This window comes from Paenibacillus sp. OV219, assembly GCF_900110075.1.
Classification (GTDB): Bacteria; Bacillota; Bacilli; order Paenibacillales; family Paenibacillaceae; genus Paenibacillus_Z.
Genome location: NZ_FOCJ01000010.1, coordinates 132,866 through 149,324 on the forward strand (window position 1 = coordinate 132,866; position 16,459 = coordinate 149,324).

Here is a 16,459-nt window from a genome sequence, read left to right on the forward strand (position 1 = left end):
TAGTAGATTGTAAAAAAGGTAGTTGATTGTAAAAAAAGGTATTGAAAGCGCTTATAAAATGTTGTATCTTTTGAACATCCAACTAAAACAACATAAAGGCACAAGAAAAAACGGGGGAGGGAAATCAGGAGTGTAAAGGAATTCAAATCTAGAGGGGGAAAATGAAATGATGAAAACAGGTAAAAAATACTTGGCATCGTTAGTTTCAATGACACTTATGCTTTCAATTCTTCCATTCGCCCAGGTTGTCACAGTATCTGCAAGTCCGGTAACACCAACCATTGCCGCAGACTGGATCTTTGATCAAGCTCACAGTACGGAAGATAACGGCGCATTAAAAATTATGGACCAGTCAGGTAACAATAACGACCTGCATATGCAGTTCTTTGTGGATGATAAGATTAAAGCAAATCCTGCAACATTGTCCTCATCGGCGACAAATACAAAAGGCGTCAATGTGACCGCCGGTACGTATGGCTCATTTACAACGAATACAATGCCAGGAACAACAGATGCAGCGGGTAGTTTTAATTTCCAGCCGGTGAATGCAAGAACAGCAAGTGCAACATCAAATGGCAATGTGGTACGTACAGGCGTCGATTTTATAACGGCTTTAGATGCTCCCATTAATCAAAATCAGTTCAAAAACGGCTATACAATGGAATTTATTTATAAACTCGACACCAACTATAGTAAAAGTACATCCAACTCCTCTCCATACAGAGATAAGTGGATGGGTATTATGGGGCGTTTGGGCAACTCCAGCGGTAAAGATAATATGTCCGACGATGGCACATATGGCTCATCTGAGTATCCGATGTTGAGTAAAAACGAACCTTTCAGCGGAACAATGAACGTTTCTGTTTCTGACATTAGAGAGGTTCAATATGGAGTCGCTAATGCGGATAACAATTATTATCCTACTACTAAGACCCAAGCATGGTCGAATCCAATGGAAAAAGGACAATGGCATAACATCGTTATTACGTCTGATAACAGTTCTGTTCGTGTAATCGTTGACGGTGTAGATGCATACAGAGGCTACTACGGTGCAGACGGTGCCGGCATGAAGGGGATGTTTGCCGATCCGAATGACGGACGCTTTTACATCGGTGCTGCCTATTGGATTGATCCGTTAACAGGCGGAGTTATCTCCGATGCTCAACAGGATATTGATGCAATGCTCCGTGGTGAATTGCAGCATATTAGAATTTCGGACGGCGCGTTGGATCCAAGTCAGTGGCTTATTCCCAATCCGCTTACAACCTTAAACCCTGTTGCAGGTACTCCGGGTAGCCATGCAGTTCCTGGTAATAATGATCCTTACTCTCTCGTCAATCCGACAGCTAATAACGATTATGACTACAACGTCGTATTCATACCGGATACGCAGTACAACACTCAGAGCTCCAATTTTATCGTTAATGATTCCATGCAATGGCTTGTTGATCATAAGGATAGCGCAAAGGTCAAAGCAATTGTTAGCTTGGGCGATATTACGCAAAGCAATGATCCGGATGAGTATGTACGCACACATGAAAGCTACGATAGGCTTGCAAATGCCGGAATTCCGACGCTGATAAGCGAAGGAAACCATGATTATGGTGGAAATCCACCTGCCGATTTATTCAAGGCTAGTTATGGACCAACATCGCCTTGGAATGCTCTCGTCAATCCGGGTGGAGTACAAAATGTCATTTATTCACCAAGCGGACAGAGCTCATACACGTTCTTTAATGCTGGAAGCTATAAATATTTGGCAGTTTCCTTGGGATGGTTTGCTACACCGAATCAGAATGCCAATGAGGGCACATGGCTGCAAGATGTTTTGACTGCCAATCCGAACATCCCTACAATTATAGAAACGCACGATATGTGTACCAGTAATAACGGTGTTGCTACACTAAGCACCGCGGGAACTAGCATTTGGAATATTACGAAGGATTTTGATCAGGTATTTATGATGATCGGTGGACACTATACAGGTGCAGCCACAGCAGTATTGCAAAATACAAACGGTAAGGACGTCAAGCTTGTCCTTGCTGACTACCAATCTGCTAATGGCAGCGGCTTCGGCTATCTTAGATTCGCCGAATTTGATGAACTTAATAATGTCATTCATATGCGGACTTTCTCGCCATACGCGGCTTCACTTACAGATGCCGAAAAAGGTAATGTCTATCCGAATTATCTGGAAGACGACGAAGTATCGCCACTTGCCTCCGTTTATGGCAAATTCGTAAACACCGAGGATTGGGCCTTTAATTTTAACGACCGTTTTCCAGTAGCGGTGAAATCAGTTGCCTTTGCAACGAATTCGATCAGTAAACATATTGGGGAAACCTATCAGCTTGCTCCAACCGTGCTTCCTATCACAGCAAAGGACAAGTCATTAATCTATTCATCATCTGCTTCAAGTGTTGCTACGGTGAGCGATACGGGCCTTGTGACAGCAGTTGCCCCAGGAACAGCTACAATTACGGCTACAACTGTGGATGGTAAACTAACAAGTACGTTCACAGTCATTGTTAAATATAATTTTAACGGATTCTTCCAACCGATCGATATGGGAGTAACTGCTGTTAATACGGTTAAAGCCGGTAGTGCAGTTCCAGTAAAATTCAGCTTAAATGGTGACATGGGATTGGATATTTTCGCAACGGGATATCCTAAAGTCGTAGACGCCGAATTAGGACCTAATGTTAACTATGATGAAGTTGAATCAGTTGGTGCTGCAACTAACAGTGGTCTTACTTATGACAATGTAACAAAAACGTACACTTATGTCTGGAAGACAGATAAATCTTGGACTGCAACTGACAAACGATTGGTTATAAAATTAAAAGATGGTACAACATGTACGGCTAACTTCGTATTCAAATAAAAATAGTACTAAAATAATTTTAAAAACATGGGCCAGCACTAACCTGCTGGCTCTTTTTCTTCGTAATCCTGTGCTGAGAGTCGTGAAATCCGACTCTCATAGAATCCAATAGACGGCGCTGCGCTGCGCACGATATAATTGCGTTAATTTACATGGAAGTGAGTGATTCGCATGCAAATTCGTCAAGTTGCTAAATCCGAGAGTAAGAAGGTACGGAAGGGATAATTGCTTCTGAGCTAGCATGAGTAGAGCCGGGCGAGGTAGAGTCCCTTTCGTGGCCACAAACCACTAATGGAGGGAAAGCGAATGTCTTTTAGCTACTATGGTGAACTATGTACAGAGGTTTATGATCATACGAAGAAAGTCGGTCAATCTATCGATGGAGATATCGAGTACTATCGTGAAAGGCTGCGTGACTTCGGAGGCGGGCGCATACTGGAAGCGATGGTTGGATCGGGGCGCGTCATCATTCCGCTGCTTGAAGCGGGATTCCAAGTAGACGGAGTAGATGCTTCATCGGACATGCTGGCATCCTGCCGGCAACGCTGTGATGAGCATGGGCTCTCCCCCGAGCTGTATCAGGCGGAATTGCAGGAGCTTGAGTTGCCGCATCGCTATGATGCGATCATCGTACCAGCAGGCTCGTTCCTGCTGATTGAAGATCGGGAGCAGTCTATTGAAGCGCTGAAGCGGTTCTATAACCATTTGAAGCCGGGCGGCCGATTGCTGCTGGACTTGGAATTGCCTGACGCTAACTTTGAGCAGAGCCATTTTGCCGGAACAGCAGTGTTCCACATGCCCAGTGGCGACCTCATCACCATGGAAGGGAAGCTGATCGAAACGAGCTTCCTTCATCAATACAAAGTGTCGCTGATCAAGTATGAGAAGTGGCGGAATGGCATGTTGATCCAGACAGAGCTGCAGCGCTTTGCTCTGCGGTGGTACGGCGTGCACGAATTCAAGCATGTGTTGGAGAGCTGCGGCTTCACGGATATCGTCGTATCCGCAGACTTCGAGTACGGCAAGGCGCTGACAAACGACAAGCAGCCGTTCACATTCGAGGCAGTACGTCCATAAAGAATAGGGGTATCCCACCACAAGCATCGTAGACAATGCTTGTGGGGATGCCCCTTTTTTGTGTTAAGACAATGGGCTAAGATCCGGAATAAACATAAACTCCGATGGCGAATAACGCTGGTCTTGCACAAGATTGCCGAACTCATCGATACCGAAGACCGATATAATGACGTTGTTCAGGGCAGGCAAAATAACGTCGTACTGAACTTCGTAAGCGACGTTGCCGCTAATGAAGTAAGTCGTGATTTCAGTTTCATTAGGCACGAGCGTGAAGGACTCTGCGTAAGCAGGAACGAAGCTTGATGAGTCAACAGAGGCGAAGACGAGGATGACGACTGTCGCCGTGTCCACCAAGCTTTCATTCTTCATGCTGACGACGATGTTGGACGATGCTGTGCCAAAGTCTCTAGTGTTGGTCACAATTCCAGTAGTAAATGGCATTTTCTGCAACACCTCCTTTCTCTAGTTACCAGTATATGGGAGGAATGAGGGTTGTCCTGTGCAGATGTTACTAGAAATCTATTAAATTTTGCGAGAACCATTATTTGAGCTGCTAAAATGTTATGCTAGTTAACTAATGGAAAGCAAATGGAGAAGAGGGTAGCGCAGTGAATATATCCGAATTGCAGCAATATGTGCATGGATTCAGTGAGGCGAAGGGCTTTGACAAGAGTACAATCGAGCAGCGGATGCTGTTTCTGATGACCGAGGTCGGTGAGCTATCCAAGGAAGTGCTCTCGATATCCTTCCATCCCGAACGGGAGCAGAGCGAGAACCTCGGCTACGAGATGTTCGACATCGTCTGGAACCTGATGGACCTGGCGAACAAGCTCGGCATCGATTTGAATCAAGCATTCGAAGCGAAGATGGCGATTAACGATAAGCGTAGTTGGGAGAAATAAAGTTTCGACGGAACTCTCGTCAGCCCTTTTTCATTGTCCATTACGAATTATTAATACGCATCCGGTCATAGCTCGATTCCATCAGCTGGCGAATCCGTATCGTTCACCGATCAAACAGCAATTTCGACGTGGGCCGCGAAGGACGTTGATGCTGCAGTTTCCCTCGAACTCATTAAAGGACGATCCGCAGACAAGTTCGAGCCGAAGGGCATGACGACGCGTGCCGAAGCCGCGCAAGTCATCTATAGTTTGCTAAAGCTTTAAGCTTGATTAGAGCAGCCAGTGTCGTTCGCGACATTGGCTGTTTTTTATTGCGGGAAAACAGAGAAAAGTTGAAACATTTTCCAAAATAAAGCGTCCAATGGATACAGGAAAAAGAGAACGTTTGAAGGGGTGGCGGCAATGTGGATGAAGTCGCGTAAATGGGCGTTTCTGCTAGGTGTCTGCTTATTCGCAGTATTGTTGATTGCTGGGTTATTACTCACTACAGGTGAGCGATTCACCGCATACGCGCCTGCGAAGCAGACATCCCATGAGATAGCGCCGGTCACCCCAACCCCAATTGAGACAGATACATCGGATACTCCAGCTGTTTCGGAGACGGGGACGGTTTCCGTATTGCATGCTTTCCGAACGGATTCCGTGGAGAAGCAGGTGCTATGGCAGGTCGGAAAACAGACTATTTTCGTGCAAAATGGGCAGCTCATCTATGGTTCGGGCGCGGAGGCAGCTTCTGAACAAACACTCTACACGTGGAACGCTCCTCTCTCCTCACAAGCATGGCTGAATGGGGAGTATTTGCTCATTGGCACGCAGCTCATTAGTGGAGAAGGCAATGGTGACGGGTATCGTGGCTCGTGGCTCATTATTCGTACTTCAGATAACCCAGCCGTATTCGGTGAGCAGAAGATGTTCTTCGGGCCGGACGATCTCCTGTCCACGGGACTCGCAAAGGAGCCAAGTCTCTTCTTCGTGCAATGGCGCAATGCAGAGATGGTTGAAGAGTTCGTGCTTGACCCTTCTCAGAAGCAGTGGAAGAAGGTAGAAGGTGGGGGGATAGACATTTCGTCAGGAGCGGTGTCGCGTACCGCCGCCGAGCCTTATCAGTTGGCCGAACCGAAAGTAATTCAGCTTGCTGGCGAGTCAACGGTCTATGTGTTTACCGAACCATCAGGCATGATTGTCTATTACACAAAGCCTTATTACATGGTAAGACGCTATGATGGCTATCATCTGCTGGACGCGCAGCTTATGCCTTTTCTGGATGGTAGAACGTCGCAAGTTATTGGACTCCTACAAGATCAATCCGGCAAAGAGTGGATGTCGTTCCTGAGTTATGATCCGCGGCAAGCGGACGATTCGTTCCTGCCGGGCGTGAATCGAATGGAGAAGTTTATGCAGAGCGCGTTTGTGGATGAGCATGGCACACGTCTGCGCGTTATTGAAACGATGAGCTCGCCCGGCGACGTCATTCTGTGTCATCCATTTCTGTATCACACGCCGTCGCAGAACCATAGTGGCGTAACTCGCTTTATGTGCAACCGCACTACGCCGCTCAAGGAGCGGATGCGGTTCGACCGCGAGGACGGTACGGCGTATTCGCCGCTGGAGCTGAGCATTAAGCGAGCGATTGAGTAGAGTGCGGAGCGGGAGGGCAGGGGCTGCCGAGATATTCCGGCAGCCTTTTGTGTGTCTGTTTCGCTAGGTAGGCTAGCCAGCTACCAGCGCACATTCTCCCATTCTCGTTGGCTCTCTTCACGGAACCGTTGCACCCACTGCTCAGCTACATCATCAGCCAGCTTGTCAAATGCTGGCGGCGCTATTTTCACATGGTCACCCGGAATGTCCAGAAACTCCAACACTCGCATGACCGTTCCCTCATTGTCTTGAATAAAATCCTCGTAAACAATTGTCAGCGGCATAATATTCGACTCCGTAAGAAAGTCCTCGATCGCCGCTTCGAACATCATACTTTCAAAGATTAAATGTTTAATCGCATCAAAATGATACTGCTCCGCAATATCATGCTCCTGCGGCTTCTCGCCAAACTTACGATGCCATTCACCGGATACAATCGCACGCCACCAAGAGACAGCCAGTCTGACTTTGTTGCGGCGCGTCATATAAATATGCTTGGAGCAGTTCGGGAAGGCGGTACCCCATACTTCTGCGCGAGTAGCATGCTCCGGGAGCCCGAACAAGGTGCGAAACGCGTCTATCCATTATCCCGAAGACCCCGTTCGGAGTAGTGCCGTGCTGCCACTTCTGTTCTATATCCTCACGCGTCATTGTTAAAGGGTCATTGGATTGAAAATGAAGCCATTCGGCTGGATTACCGGCCACTCCGGTCGAGGCGAGCGCCTCGCCTAGCAATGTGCTTCCGGTCCGTTGTGAAAACCAGATTGTATAGCTTAATTTAGGCTGTGTCATAAGATCTCCTTCTACTTAAGTTAATAATGTTGATGTGGTTTATGATAACGATTTGAAAGGCTCCATTGTATGTAAGAAACGGTTTTGAACGGTTCTCTACACAAAAAAACCACATCAGAAAGGAATCCAATGTGGCTCGCATACATAGCGAAGTATTCTATTTCATCTTTGTATAAACAATTTTCTTAATGCTATCGCAGGAAAGGAAGAACTGTTCAGTGAGCTGATCAACAGTAGCGCCGTGAGCGAACGCATGACGAATCTGCAGATTTCTTTGCTGTATATAGGCTCGGCCGCCAGAGTTCACTCCCCAACCTTTGCGTAATCCTTCAGATTTAGGGATATAAACCATGACACCATTCATATATTTCTGAACTTCCCTCAGTAATTCATCCGGTAAAATATCAGCTTTAGCGTATTTTATGATCACTCTACCCCTTAAAGTTTAGTCATTTTAAGGAAGCAAAGTCTCATCATAAACGGATTCACCAATACAGGAATTAGACGGTCTTAAAGCTATAGCTCTATACAAACAACCGCCGTTGTTTATCATGTAGACTTTGCATAGAGCTTATTCTCTTTGTCATCCAGCATAATTGAACCTCCTTCACAGCATCATCCGAACTGCCTATCTCATCTCTAATGCTTCGCGAGCCACTCCAGCATCACGCCAAAAACGTCCTCGCGCTTTAATTCATTGTGCAGCTCATGTTTGTAATCCGGCCATTCCATGAACGTGCAAAGCGGCCCGACTGATTCGGCGAACTGCCTGCTGGCAAGGATGGAGGTTACTTTATCGTTGCCGCCATGCATGAGCAGGAGCGGCACCTTCCATTCGGAAGCGTGCTTCAGCGCCCACAATCCGGCGGTCTGCACACTGAAGAAGAATTTCGCGGTAATCGAGCCGTGACCGAGCGGATCTTCCTGGTACCGCTTGATCATGACCGGATCACTCGTCAGGTGGTCGCCTTTCATCGGGCGGTCCGTCGTATACGCAGGGAACAGCCGCTGGACGATCCGCGCAGCGATGACTTGCAACGGCGGCGGGTTGAAGGCAAGTCTCAGCCACGGTCCGGTAACGATTGCCCCTGCAATATTTGGCTTCCGCCGCAAAATATAATTGATCGCCACATTGCCGCCCATACTGTGAGCGAATATATAAATCGGCAGGTCGGGATACCGCCGCCGCGCTTCCGCGAGCATCGCGTCGACGCCGTCCAGCAGTGCATCATACGAAGTCGTATGCCCGCGCTTGCCTTCCGTTCGGCCGTGACCGCATTGGTCGAAGCCAAAAGAGGCGTAGCCGTCCTCCGTGAACATTTTCGCAACATGCGTATATCTTCCGAGATGCTCCCCCATGCCGTGCACGATGGCAATGACACCTTTTGCCGGCACATCGCTGGATTCCCGCCATTCCGCTGCAAACCGCCGCGAACCATCCCCGCATACGAGCTCAAAGCTGCGCTCATTCATTCCGGTGCACCTCCTAAGCTGATAGCTACTCTTACAAGCAAACTTTACCATATCAGAGCTCGATTTGAAATTGACAACCGAACCAGCTTCTCCAAAAAGAAGGAGATTCAGCCCTAAGGGATGAAATGATTAATGGAAGCGTTTCATATTATGCGGCAAGCATGCTCGGAAAGGTGAGTGTTATGCAAAAAACGAAGATCGGCATCATCGGTTGCGGAATGATCAGCGACATTTACTTGGAGAATTGTATGAAGACGTTCGAGATTTTGGAGGTCGCGGCAGTTGCCGACCTGAACCTCGAGATGGCGCGCAAACGCGCGGAGCAGTACGGGATTCCTAAAGCATGCTCCGTCGAAGAATTGCTCGCTGACCCAGAGATCGAAATCGTCATCAACTTAACATCCCCGCAGGTTCATACGGAAGTAAACTTGCAGATTCTTCATGCCGGCAAGCATGTGTATGCGGAGAAACCTTTTGCCTTCACAAGAGAGGATGCAGACCGTGTACTCGACCTAGCACGGGAAAAGGGTCTTCGCGTCGGCATCGCACCCGATACCTTCCTCGGCGGCGGGCTGCAGACAGCGCGCAAGCTGATCGATGACGGTTGGATCGGCAAGCCTTACATGGCAAACGGCCTTATTCTGATGGGCAGCGCATGGGACGGCATGCATCCGAATTTCCGCCAGTACTTGCAGACGGGCTGGGACCCGCTTTATGATATGGCCCCATATTATTTAACGGCATTTGTTCATTTGCTCGGTCCGGTTCGCCGCGTCAGCGGTTCGGCAGGCTCCGTGCACAGCGAGTTTACTGTGAGTAACCCTCAGTCGCCGAGTTATGGCGAGACAGTTCCAGTGGGTGCGCCTATGCATGTGACCGCTACGCTTGATTTCGAGAATGGAGCGATGGCGAGCCTGCAGGTGGCAAAAGAAAGCTTCGGCTACACGCCGCGACTGGAAATTTACGGTACGGAGGGCATCCTGCAAGTGAACGATCCCAATAGCTTCGACGGCGCAATTACATTGCAGCAACGTAACGGCACGGTGAAGGAAGTCCCGTACTCGCACAGCTTCGAGCAGAACTCACGAGGCATCGGCGTTGCGGATATGGCCTATGCGATCCGCTCCGGTAGAGCTCACCGAGCAAGCGGAGAGCTATCACGCCACGTGCTCGATGTGACAGTTGGCATACTGGAATCGTCGAAGACGGACAGACATGTTGCCATTACGGCGCGCTGCGAGCGTCCTGCTCCGCTGCCACTAGGACTTATTTATAACCAGCTTGACCAGTGAGGAACGAACCAGAACAAACTCTAACATAAAGAAACATATTCTAACGTCAAACCGCGTGAAGTTGTTGTATACTGGAGATAGAAGCATCAGAGAGACTTCACACCAGAAAGTTACAAAATATGGGGGTTATTTTACAATGAATCAAGTACTCCGTGTTGGCCTAATTGGTTACGGCTTTGCTGGAAGCGTATTTCATGCACCAGTTGTAACAGCCGTTCCCGGCCTCGAGCTAGTCGCAGTCGTTGAGCGCAGAAGCGAAAAATCCAAAGCGCGTTATCCAGGGGTTAATGTCGTCAAAGACGTTCGCGATCTGTATGAAGATCCTTCGATTGACCTTATTATTGTGACGACACCTAGTCCAGGGCATTTCACCTTCGTGCGAGATGCGCTGCTTGCAGGTAAGCATGTTGTCGTGGAGAAGCCGTTCACGCCGACCGCTGCCGAAGCGGACGAGCTTATTGCACTTGCGAAGCAGCAGGGCAAAGTCGTTAGCGTCTTCCATAACCGCCGCTACGACGGTGACTATCTGACATTGAAAGAGCTGCTGAGCCAAGGCTTGCTCGGCGATATTAGAGAAGCTACATTCCGTTGGGATGGCTTCAGTCCAGTAATGAACTCCACCAACTGGCGTGAAGGTGCCGAGCTTGGCAATGGCGTTTTCTATGACCTTGGCGTTCATCTGCTCGACCAAGCACTTACGCTATTCGGCATTCCAGATGCGGTGAGCGGTGATGTTCGCAAGCAGCGTGAAGGCGCGGAAGCGGATGATTACTTCGATGTGACGCTGTTCTACGGCGAACGTCTGAAGATCAATCTACGTTCCTCCCGTTTCGTGCGCGAGGCGACTCCTCGTTATGTTCTTCACGGTACGAAAGGTACGTTCACCAAGTACGGCGTCGACCCGCAAGAGCCGGCGCTTATTAGAGGCGGACAGCCGAATACGCCGCGCTGGGGCGAAGAGCCACGGGAGCTGTGGGGCAAGCTGAACACGTCAATCGGCGGTCTTCATGTAGAGGGCGTTGTCGAGACGATCACCGGATCTTATGCGGATTACTACAGAAATGTTTATGAGCACATCATCGGACAAGCCGAGCTGAATGTGAAGCCAGAGGAAGCAAGAAACGCGGTTCGAATCATTGAATTGGCGCTGCAAAGCAGTGAAGAAGGCAGGAAGCTACCGATTAAATTGTAAAATTATGCGGTTAAGAGGAGAGAGTGCAACGATGTTTCCATTTAAAACGTCATTAAACGCATCAACCTTATTTCCTTATAAACTGAATGTAGTGGAGCAAATCGCAATCGCTGGGGAAGCGGGCTATGAAGGAATCGAGCTGTGGGTTTCCGGAATCGAGAGCTATCTCGCTGGCGGCGGCACTGCTGCTGAAATTCGCGAAGCGCTAGCTAGTCACAACGTAGCGTTCGTGAACGCGATCGCCTTCATCAAATGGGCGGATCAGGACGAAGCGATCCGAGATGAAGCTTTCGTACAAGCGGAGCGCGAGCTTCGCATGCTGGCTGATCTTGGCTGCCGCGCTGCTGCTGCGCCGCCATTCGGCGATGTGGCGAACGTCAGCTTGACCGATATGGGCGCTCACTTCGCAAGGCTGTCGGCGCTTGGTCGCGAGATCGGCATCGACCTCTATGTCGAGTTCTGGGGTCGCGCGAGTAACTTATCGCGTGTTGATCAGGCACTCGAAGTGATGCGTGCGTCAGGCTTGGCGAATGCACAGATGCTGCTTGATCCATTCCACATGTACACGGGCGGCAGTACTGTTGACGATCTGAAGGGATTGCAGGGAAGTCAGATTGGCATTATGCATGCCAATGACTACCCGACTTCACCTAGCCGCGAGACTATTACGGACGCAGAGCGGGTATTCCCTGGCGAAGGCATCGCGCCTTCCAAGGAAATTGCCGAGACGCTCTACGCGGCAGGCTACCGTGGCTATCTCTCTGTAGAGCTGTTCATTGCGGACTTCGGCTCGCAGACGGCGCTGGAAACAGCTGTGAAGGGTCTGCAAACGTTGAAGGAAACGTATCAGGTTGCAGCCGAGTAATTGCGATAAAGATTGAAATGAAACTGAGCGTTCGCGGCAGGCTTGCCGGCGCTCAGTTTTTGTATAGCGCGATTGTTAAAAATGGTAGCGCTGTCAAGAAGCCTGTCGCTTGATGGATACTGTTCCTTCGGACATCATACAAGCTGCAATTACATATGGAAAGTAGGTGAGTTTGCAGATGAAATTATCGGTATGTGTTGACGCCGTCTATAGAGGCAAGGACTTTTATGCGAGCATTGAAGAAATTCGCGAGATCGGCTATGACACGATTGAGTTCTGGAGCTGGTGGGACAAAGATGTGGAGAAGGTTGCTCATGCCACTCGCGAGCTTGGTCTTGGTATCGCATCGGTATGCACGAAGATGGAAAGCTTGGTGGATGCGTCGAAGCGGGAGGGTTTTGTAACGGGGCTCCGTGAATCCATTGAGGTGGCTGGGCAGCTTGGCTGCAAAGTGCTGATCACTCAAGCGGGAGCAGAGCTGGTTGGTGTGCCACGCGAGGAGCAGCGACGGTCGATAATTGAAGGGCTGAAGGTTGCTGCGCCTCTACTAGAGGAAGCAGGGGTTATGATTGTGCTTGAACCGCTGAATACGCTTGTTGATCATAAAGGCTATTATTTATATTCTTCAGAAGAAGCGTTCCATATTGTCCGCGAGGTCGGCAGTCCGAATGTGAAGCTGGTGTTCGATATTTATCATCAGCAAATTATGGAGGGCAACGTGCTGGCTAATATCATCCCGAACCTCGGGCTGATCGGACATTTTCATGCGGCGGGCAATCCGGGGCGGCATGAGCTTAGCTCGGGCGAGCTGCACTACGGTCGGATCTTCGAGGCCATTGATGCGGCGGGATACGAAGGCTATATGGGACTGGAATATTTTCCGGTTGCGGCACCTGCTGACGGTTTAAAAGCACTGCTTGGTTCATAGCTTGTTTGTAACTATATAAGGAGAAGGAGTGGGATGAATGGAGCTTACGAAAGAGCAGCTTGCGTTCTTTGACACCTTTGGGTTTATTAAACTATCAGGCCTGCTGAAGGCGGACATCACGTGGATTACAGAAGAGTTCGAAGCGGTATTCCCGATGCTGGAAGAGAAGCATGATGGGTCGAAAAGAACGATGATCGTCCCGTTTGCCGATCAGCGCGAGAAGCTGTGCAGCCTCATAGATGACGCCCGGATTGCGGGCATTGCGAAGTCGCTGCTCGGCGACGACTTTAACTACATGGGCAGCGACGGCAACTATTACACAGGCGATACTGGCTGGCACCGCGACGGGGAGAATCGTGCGCGCAGACATGTGAAGATCGCGCTCTATCTCGACACACTGGACGGCTCGAGTGGCGCGCTTCGTGTTATTCCGGGAAGCCACCGGCTTGACGACCAGTTCGGCGTCGATGTGAAACGGGTGAGTGGGTCGCAGGCGGCGCTTGGTGTTGCAGGGCCGGATGTGCCTTCAGTGGCTCTGGATGTCGTGCCGGGCGATGTGCTCGTGTTCGACCATAATTTGTTCCATGCCTCGTTCGGCGGCAGCTCGCATCGGCGTATGTTCACTTTGAACCTGTGCGAGCGGTTTGGTGAAGATGCACTGGATGAGCTTCATGCGTATATTTTGCTGCATGCGCATTATCGGCGCGAGCACTATTACGGCTCCGCCATGCTGCGCAGTGCTGGACCGGCGCGGATGGTCCACCTCGAGCAAGTCGACGCCCTCTGCGGCGACTACGCCGAGCGCACGAAGGATCTGCCGCAGCTTCCGCTGAAGGCGCTGATCTAATGGGGAAGGCGCTCTCGATTGTGGGGAGCGCCTTTTTGTGTTGGTTGTTGTGGGAGGCCGTTCACCAGCCTAGCACATTCGCCGAAGTTGGCTGAAAATAGCCCAAGAGGTCCAGCAAACCAGCTACATTCGCCGAAGGTGGCTGAAAATAGCTAATGAGGTCCAGCAAACCAGCCACATTCGCTGAAGTTGGTTGAAAATAGCCCAAGAGGTCCAGCAAACCAGCTACATTCGCCGAAGTTGGCTGAAAATAGCTAAAGAGGTCCAGCAACCCAGCTACATTCGCCGAAGGTGGTTGAAAATAGCTAAAGAGGTCCAGCAAACCAGCTACATTAGCCGAAGGTGGTTGAAAATAGCCCAAGAGGTCCAGCAAACCAGCTACATTCGCTGAAGTTGGTTGAAAATAGCCCAAGAGGTCCGCAAACCAGCTACATTCGCTATGTTCAGCTCTGGCATCGCTCCTCTTAGCCTACATCCTGCGCGGCCTCCCAACCCGCCAAACAAAAAAAATAGGCTCCGCACCCAAAGGTGCGAAGCCTGCTATTCAAACCAACCAACCTATAGCTTAAACCGTTCCACACGCAGCTGCAGATCCTCTGCCATCTTCGTGAGGAAAGCTGCAGACGCGGCGATTTCCTCCATGGATGCGAGCTGCTGCTGCGCGGCGGCGGATACATTTTGCGTAGCGAGAGCAGATTCTTGGGCGACACCGGAGATCGTATTGATCGCGGTAACGGTCTCGTGACCATCGCTCGAAATTCGCTGCGACACTCGCGATACTTCCTTGATTTGCGCTTCGACTTCAAGGACGGACCCTTGAATTTGTTTGAACAATGCACCTGCGCGGCTTATAACTGCGATACCTGCTGTCACCTCGACGGACGTTGCATTCATCGAATCAACTGCGCGCTCGGTACCGCCTTGCATGGATTCAACAAGCTCAATGACGCTCTTCGATGATGTGGCGGTCTGTTCCGCCAGCTTCTTCACCTCTTGCGCAACAACTGCAAAACCTCTCCCGTGCTCGCCGGCTCTTGCTGCTTCGATGGATGCATTCAAGGACAGCAGGTTCGTCTGAGTCGAAATATCTTGAATCATGTTCACCATTTGGCCGATCTCTGCCGATTGCTGTGTCAGTCCCGTGATGACATGCGACAATTCTTCAAACGTGCGCTCAATAGACTGCATCTGCGTAATCGCTGTCTCAATTGCAGCATTGCCCTCTGCGGATATATGGGAGGTTTGCACCGCAACCTCTGTGACCGATTGCGCATTAGCAGCGATCTCTTCGACGCCTCTGGACATCTCGCCGACAGATGTGGAGCCGATCTTAACACTTTCCACTTGTTTCTCGGAGCCGCTCGCCATTTGCTGAATATTCTCAGCGATAAACTGTGTAGCCATTGAAGTCTGGTCCGAGCTGGCGGAGAGCTGCTCGGATGAGGCAGCCAGCTGATGGGACGTTTCATTCACTTCGGTCAGCAGCGTCTTCAGCGATACGATCATAGCATTGAAGCTTGTGCTAAGCTTCGTAATTTCGTCCTTCTTGGCACCCGTTACATGAAGCGATACGGTCAGATCGCCACGGCTGACTTGCTCCGACACATGAATGAGTGCACGAATCGGACGCACAATCGCACGAATTATGATATAGATTAGCGCTGCGCCTGCAACGAGGCAGATCACAACAACAAGCAGCGTTTGGTTCAAAATCTTCGTGGCGTCCTTGTCGATCTCATTCACACTGAACGTGCCGGCAAGCTTCCAGCCTGTAAGCTTATTCGTCAGTACGGCCTGGCGCATCGTGCTGTTTTTCGTTTCATAAGTGAAAAAAGCGCTTTGTTCTTCATACATTGGCTTGGCAATTTCATCTGGAACCTTAGCCCCAGCCTGGAGAAGGGGATGGATGAGGTACGTCTTGGTGTTATCCGCGATGGAGACGTAGCCTTCTTTGCCGATTTTGACACTTCCAATCTGTCCGTTCAGCGAGGTGAGGTTCAAGTCTACGCCGACCACGCCTGCTCCATTCGGAGTTGCTTTGGCGATCGTGACGACGACTTTTCCATCCGTAGCGTTGATGTAAGGCTCGGTAATGATGATTTTGCCATCTGCCTTCATTGCACTTTCATACCAAGGACGAGTACGCGGGTCAAAATCCGCCGGTAGCTCCTGTTGCGGGCTGAGCAGCATTTCGCCTTTGCTCGTACCAAGGTAGACGTTATCGACTTGAGTGTGTACTTTCTGGAATGCAGCGATCAACTTCTGCAGGTCAGATACTGCTGTAGGCTGGCCGGCGTCGAGTTTAAAAGTCTGGGATAAATAATCAACATCCGTAGTGATGGGCTGGATATAGCCAGTCAGCATTTCGTCGAGGACACGCACATTTTCTGTGACTGTCATATTCATCCGATCCTCGATTTGGGATTTCGCCGTCTGATAAGAGAACCAACCGATCGTAAGGCTCGGCACGAGCAAAATAACTGTAAAAGCAATAATGAGCTTATTCCGAAGAGTAAGTGCGAATAGATTGCGTTTCAATACATTCAACTTCTTTCATTAATTGATTGGG

General features: G+C 49.8%; 15 protein-coding genes and 1 pseudogene. 10 read left to right on the forward strand and 6 right to left on the reverse strand.

Features of this window, described 5'->3' with window-relative positions; translation table 11 throughout:
• Positions 1-166: 166 nt before the first annotated feature.
• Both BMY11_RS22585 and BMY11_RS22590 read left to right on the forward strand, forming a co-directional pair.
• Positions 167-2,884 carry a PxKF domain-containing protein gene (locus tag BMY11_RS22585; RefSeq protein ID WP_090581628.1) on the forward strand — a complete coding sequence of 906 codons (2,718 nt, stop codon included), beginning with the start codon at positions 167-169 and terminating at the stop codon, positions 2,882-2,884.
• A gap of 306 nt (positions 2,885-3,190) precedes the next feature.
• Positions 3,191-3,961 carry a class I SAM-dependent methyltransferase gene (locus tag BMY11_RS22590; RefSeq protein ID WP_090581630.1) on the forward strand — a complete coding sequence of 257 codons (771 nt, stop codon included), beginning with the start codon at positions 3,191-3,193 and terminating at the stop codon, positions 3,959-3,961.
• Between the two features lie 63 nt (positions 3,962-4,024).
• Here the strand turns inward: BMY11_RS22590 and BMY11_RS22595 are convergent, their stop codons facing one another.
• Positions 4,025-4,402 (reverse strand): hypothetical protein, encoded by a 378-nt coding sequence (locus tag BMY11_RS22595; RefSeq protein WP_090581632.1) that lies wholly within the window; start codon positions 4,400-4,402, stop codon positions 4,025-4,027.
• 167 nt (positions 4,403-4,569) lie between these two features.
• Between BMY11_RS22595 and BMY11_RS22600 the strand changes: the two genes are divergently transcribed.
• The 3 genes from BMY11_RS22600 to BMY11_RS22610 all read left to right on the forward strand — a co-directional run bounded on the left by BMY11_RS22600 (position 4,570) and on the right by BMY11_RS22610 (position 6,501).
• A complete protein-coding gene (locus tag BMY11_RS22600) occupies positions 4,570-4,863 on the forward strand; it encodes a MazG-like family protein (protein WP_090581634.1) in 294 nt (97 codons plus the stop codon).
• 75 nt (positions 4,864-4,938) lie between these two features.
• On the forward strand, positions 4,939-5,127 hold the full coding sequence (locus BMY11_RS29750) for an S-layer homology domain-containing protein (protein ID WP_090581746.1): 189 nt from the start codon (positions 4,939-4,941) through the stop codon (positions 5,125-5,127).
• Between the two features lie 138 nt (positions 5,128-5,265).
• A complete protein-coding gene (locus tag BMY11_RS22610; RefSeq protein WP_090581636.1) occupies positions 5,266-6,501 on the forward strand; it encodes a hypothetical protein in 1,236 nt (411 codons plus the stop codon).
• An 80-nt stretch (positions 6,502-6,581) separates the two neighbouring features.
• Here the strand turns inward: BMY11_RS22610 and BMY11_RS22615 are convergent.
• From BMY11_RS22615 to BMY11_RS22625, 3 genes and pseudogenes are all read right to left on the reverse strand, one after another.
• Positions 6,582-7,293 (reverse strand): annotated as a pseudogene (locus BMY11_RS22615) (Stf0 family sulfotransferase).
• A gap of 157 nt (positions 7,294-7,450) precedes the next feature.
• On the reverse strand, positions 7,451-7,717 hold the full coding sequence (locus tag BMY11_RS22620; RefSeq protein WP_090581748.1) for a CD3324 family protein: 267 nt from the start codon (positions 7,715-7,717) through the stop codon (positions 7,451-7,453).
• A 215-nt stretch (positions 7,718-7,932) separates the two neighbouring features.
• Positions 7,933-8,766 carry an alpha/beta hydrolase gene (locus BMY11_RS22625; protein ID WP_090581638.1) on the reverse strand — a complete coding sequence of 278 codons (834 nt, stop codon included), beginning with the start codon at positions 8,764-8,766 and terminating at the stop codon, positions 7,933-7,935.
• A 182-nt stretch (positions 8,767-8,948) separates the two neighbouring features.
• Here BMY11_RS22625 and BMY11_RS22630 point away from each other — a divergent pair, with 182 nt between their 5' ends.
• From BMY11_RS22630 to BMY11_RS22650, 5 genes are all read left to right on the forward strand, one after another.
• Positions 8,949-10,058, forward strand: coding sequence for a Gfo/Idh/MocA family protein (locus tag BMY11_RS22630; RefSeq protein WP_090581750.1), 1,110 nt, complete (start codon positions 8,949-8,951; stop codon positions 10,056-10,058).
• A gap of 136 nt (positions 10,059-10,194) precedes the next feature.
• A complete protein-coding gene (locus tag BMY11_RS22635; protein ID WP_090581641.1) occupies positions 10,195-11,250 on the forward strand; it encodes an oxidoreductase in 1,056 nt (351 codons plus the stop codon).
• 31 nt (positions 11,251-11,281) lie between these two features.
• The gene (locus tag BMY11_RS22640; RefSeq protein ID WP_177182778.1) at positions 11,282-12,115 is read left to right on the forward strand and encodes a sugar phosphate isomerase/epimerase family protein; all 834 of its coding nucleotides are present in this window, start codon (positions 11,282-11,284) and stop codon (positions 12,113-12,115) included.
• Positions 12,116-12,293: 178 nt separating this feature from the next.
• Positions 12,294-13,043 carry a hydroxypyruvate isomerase family protein gene (locus tag BMY11_RS22645; RefSeq protein ID WP_090581644.1) on the forward strand — a complete coding sequence of 250 codons (750 nt, stop codon included), beginning with the start codon at positions 12,294-12,296 and terminating at the stop codon, positions 13,041-13,043.
• Between the two features lie 37 nt (positions 13,044-13,080).
• Positions 13,081-13,890: a phytanoyl-CoA dioxygenase family protein gene (locus tag BMY11_RS22650; RefSeq protein WP_090581646.1), complete on the forward strand. Its 810-nt coding sequence runs from the start codon at positions 13,081-13,083 to the stop codon at positions 13,888-13,890.
• Positions 13,891-13,951: 61 nt separating this feature from the next.
• On the opposite strand, the gene BMY11_RS22655 is transcribed toward BMY11_RS22650, so the two are convergent.
• Together BMY11_RS22655 and BMY11_RS22660 are read right to left on the reverse strand one after the other, a co-directional pair.
• A complete protein-coding gene (locus BMY11_RS22655; protein ID WP_090581648.1) occupies positions 13,952-14,302 on the reverse strand; it encodes a hypothetical protein in 351 nt (116 codons plus the stop codon).
• Between the two features lie 146 nt (positions 14,303-14,448).
• Complete coding sequence (locus tag BMY11_RS22660; RefSeq protein WP_090581650.1) at positions 14,449-16,428, reverse strand: methyl-accepting chemotaxis protein; 1,980 nt, start codon at positions 16,426-16,428, stop codon at positions 14,449-14,451.
• Between the last annotated feature and the right edge of the window lie 31 nt (positions 16,429-16,459).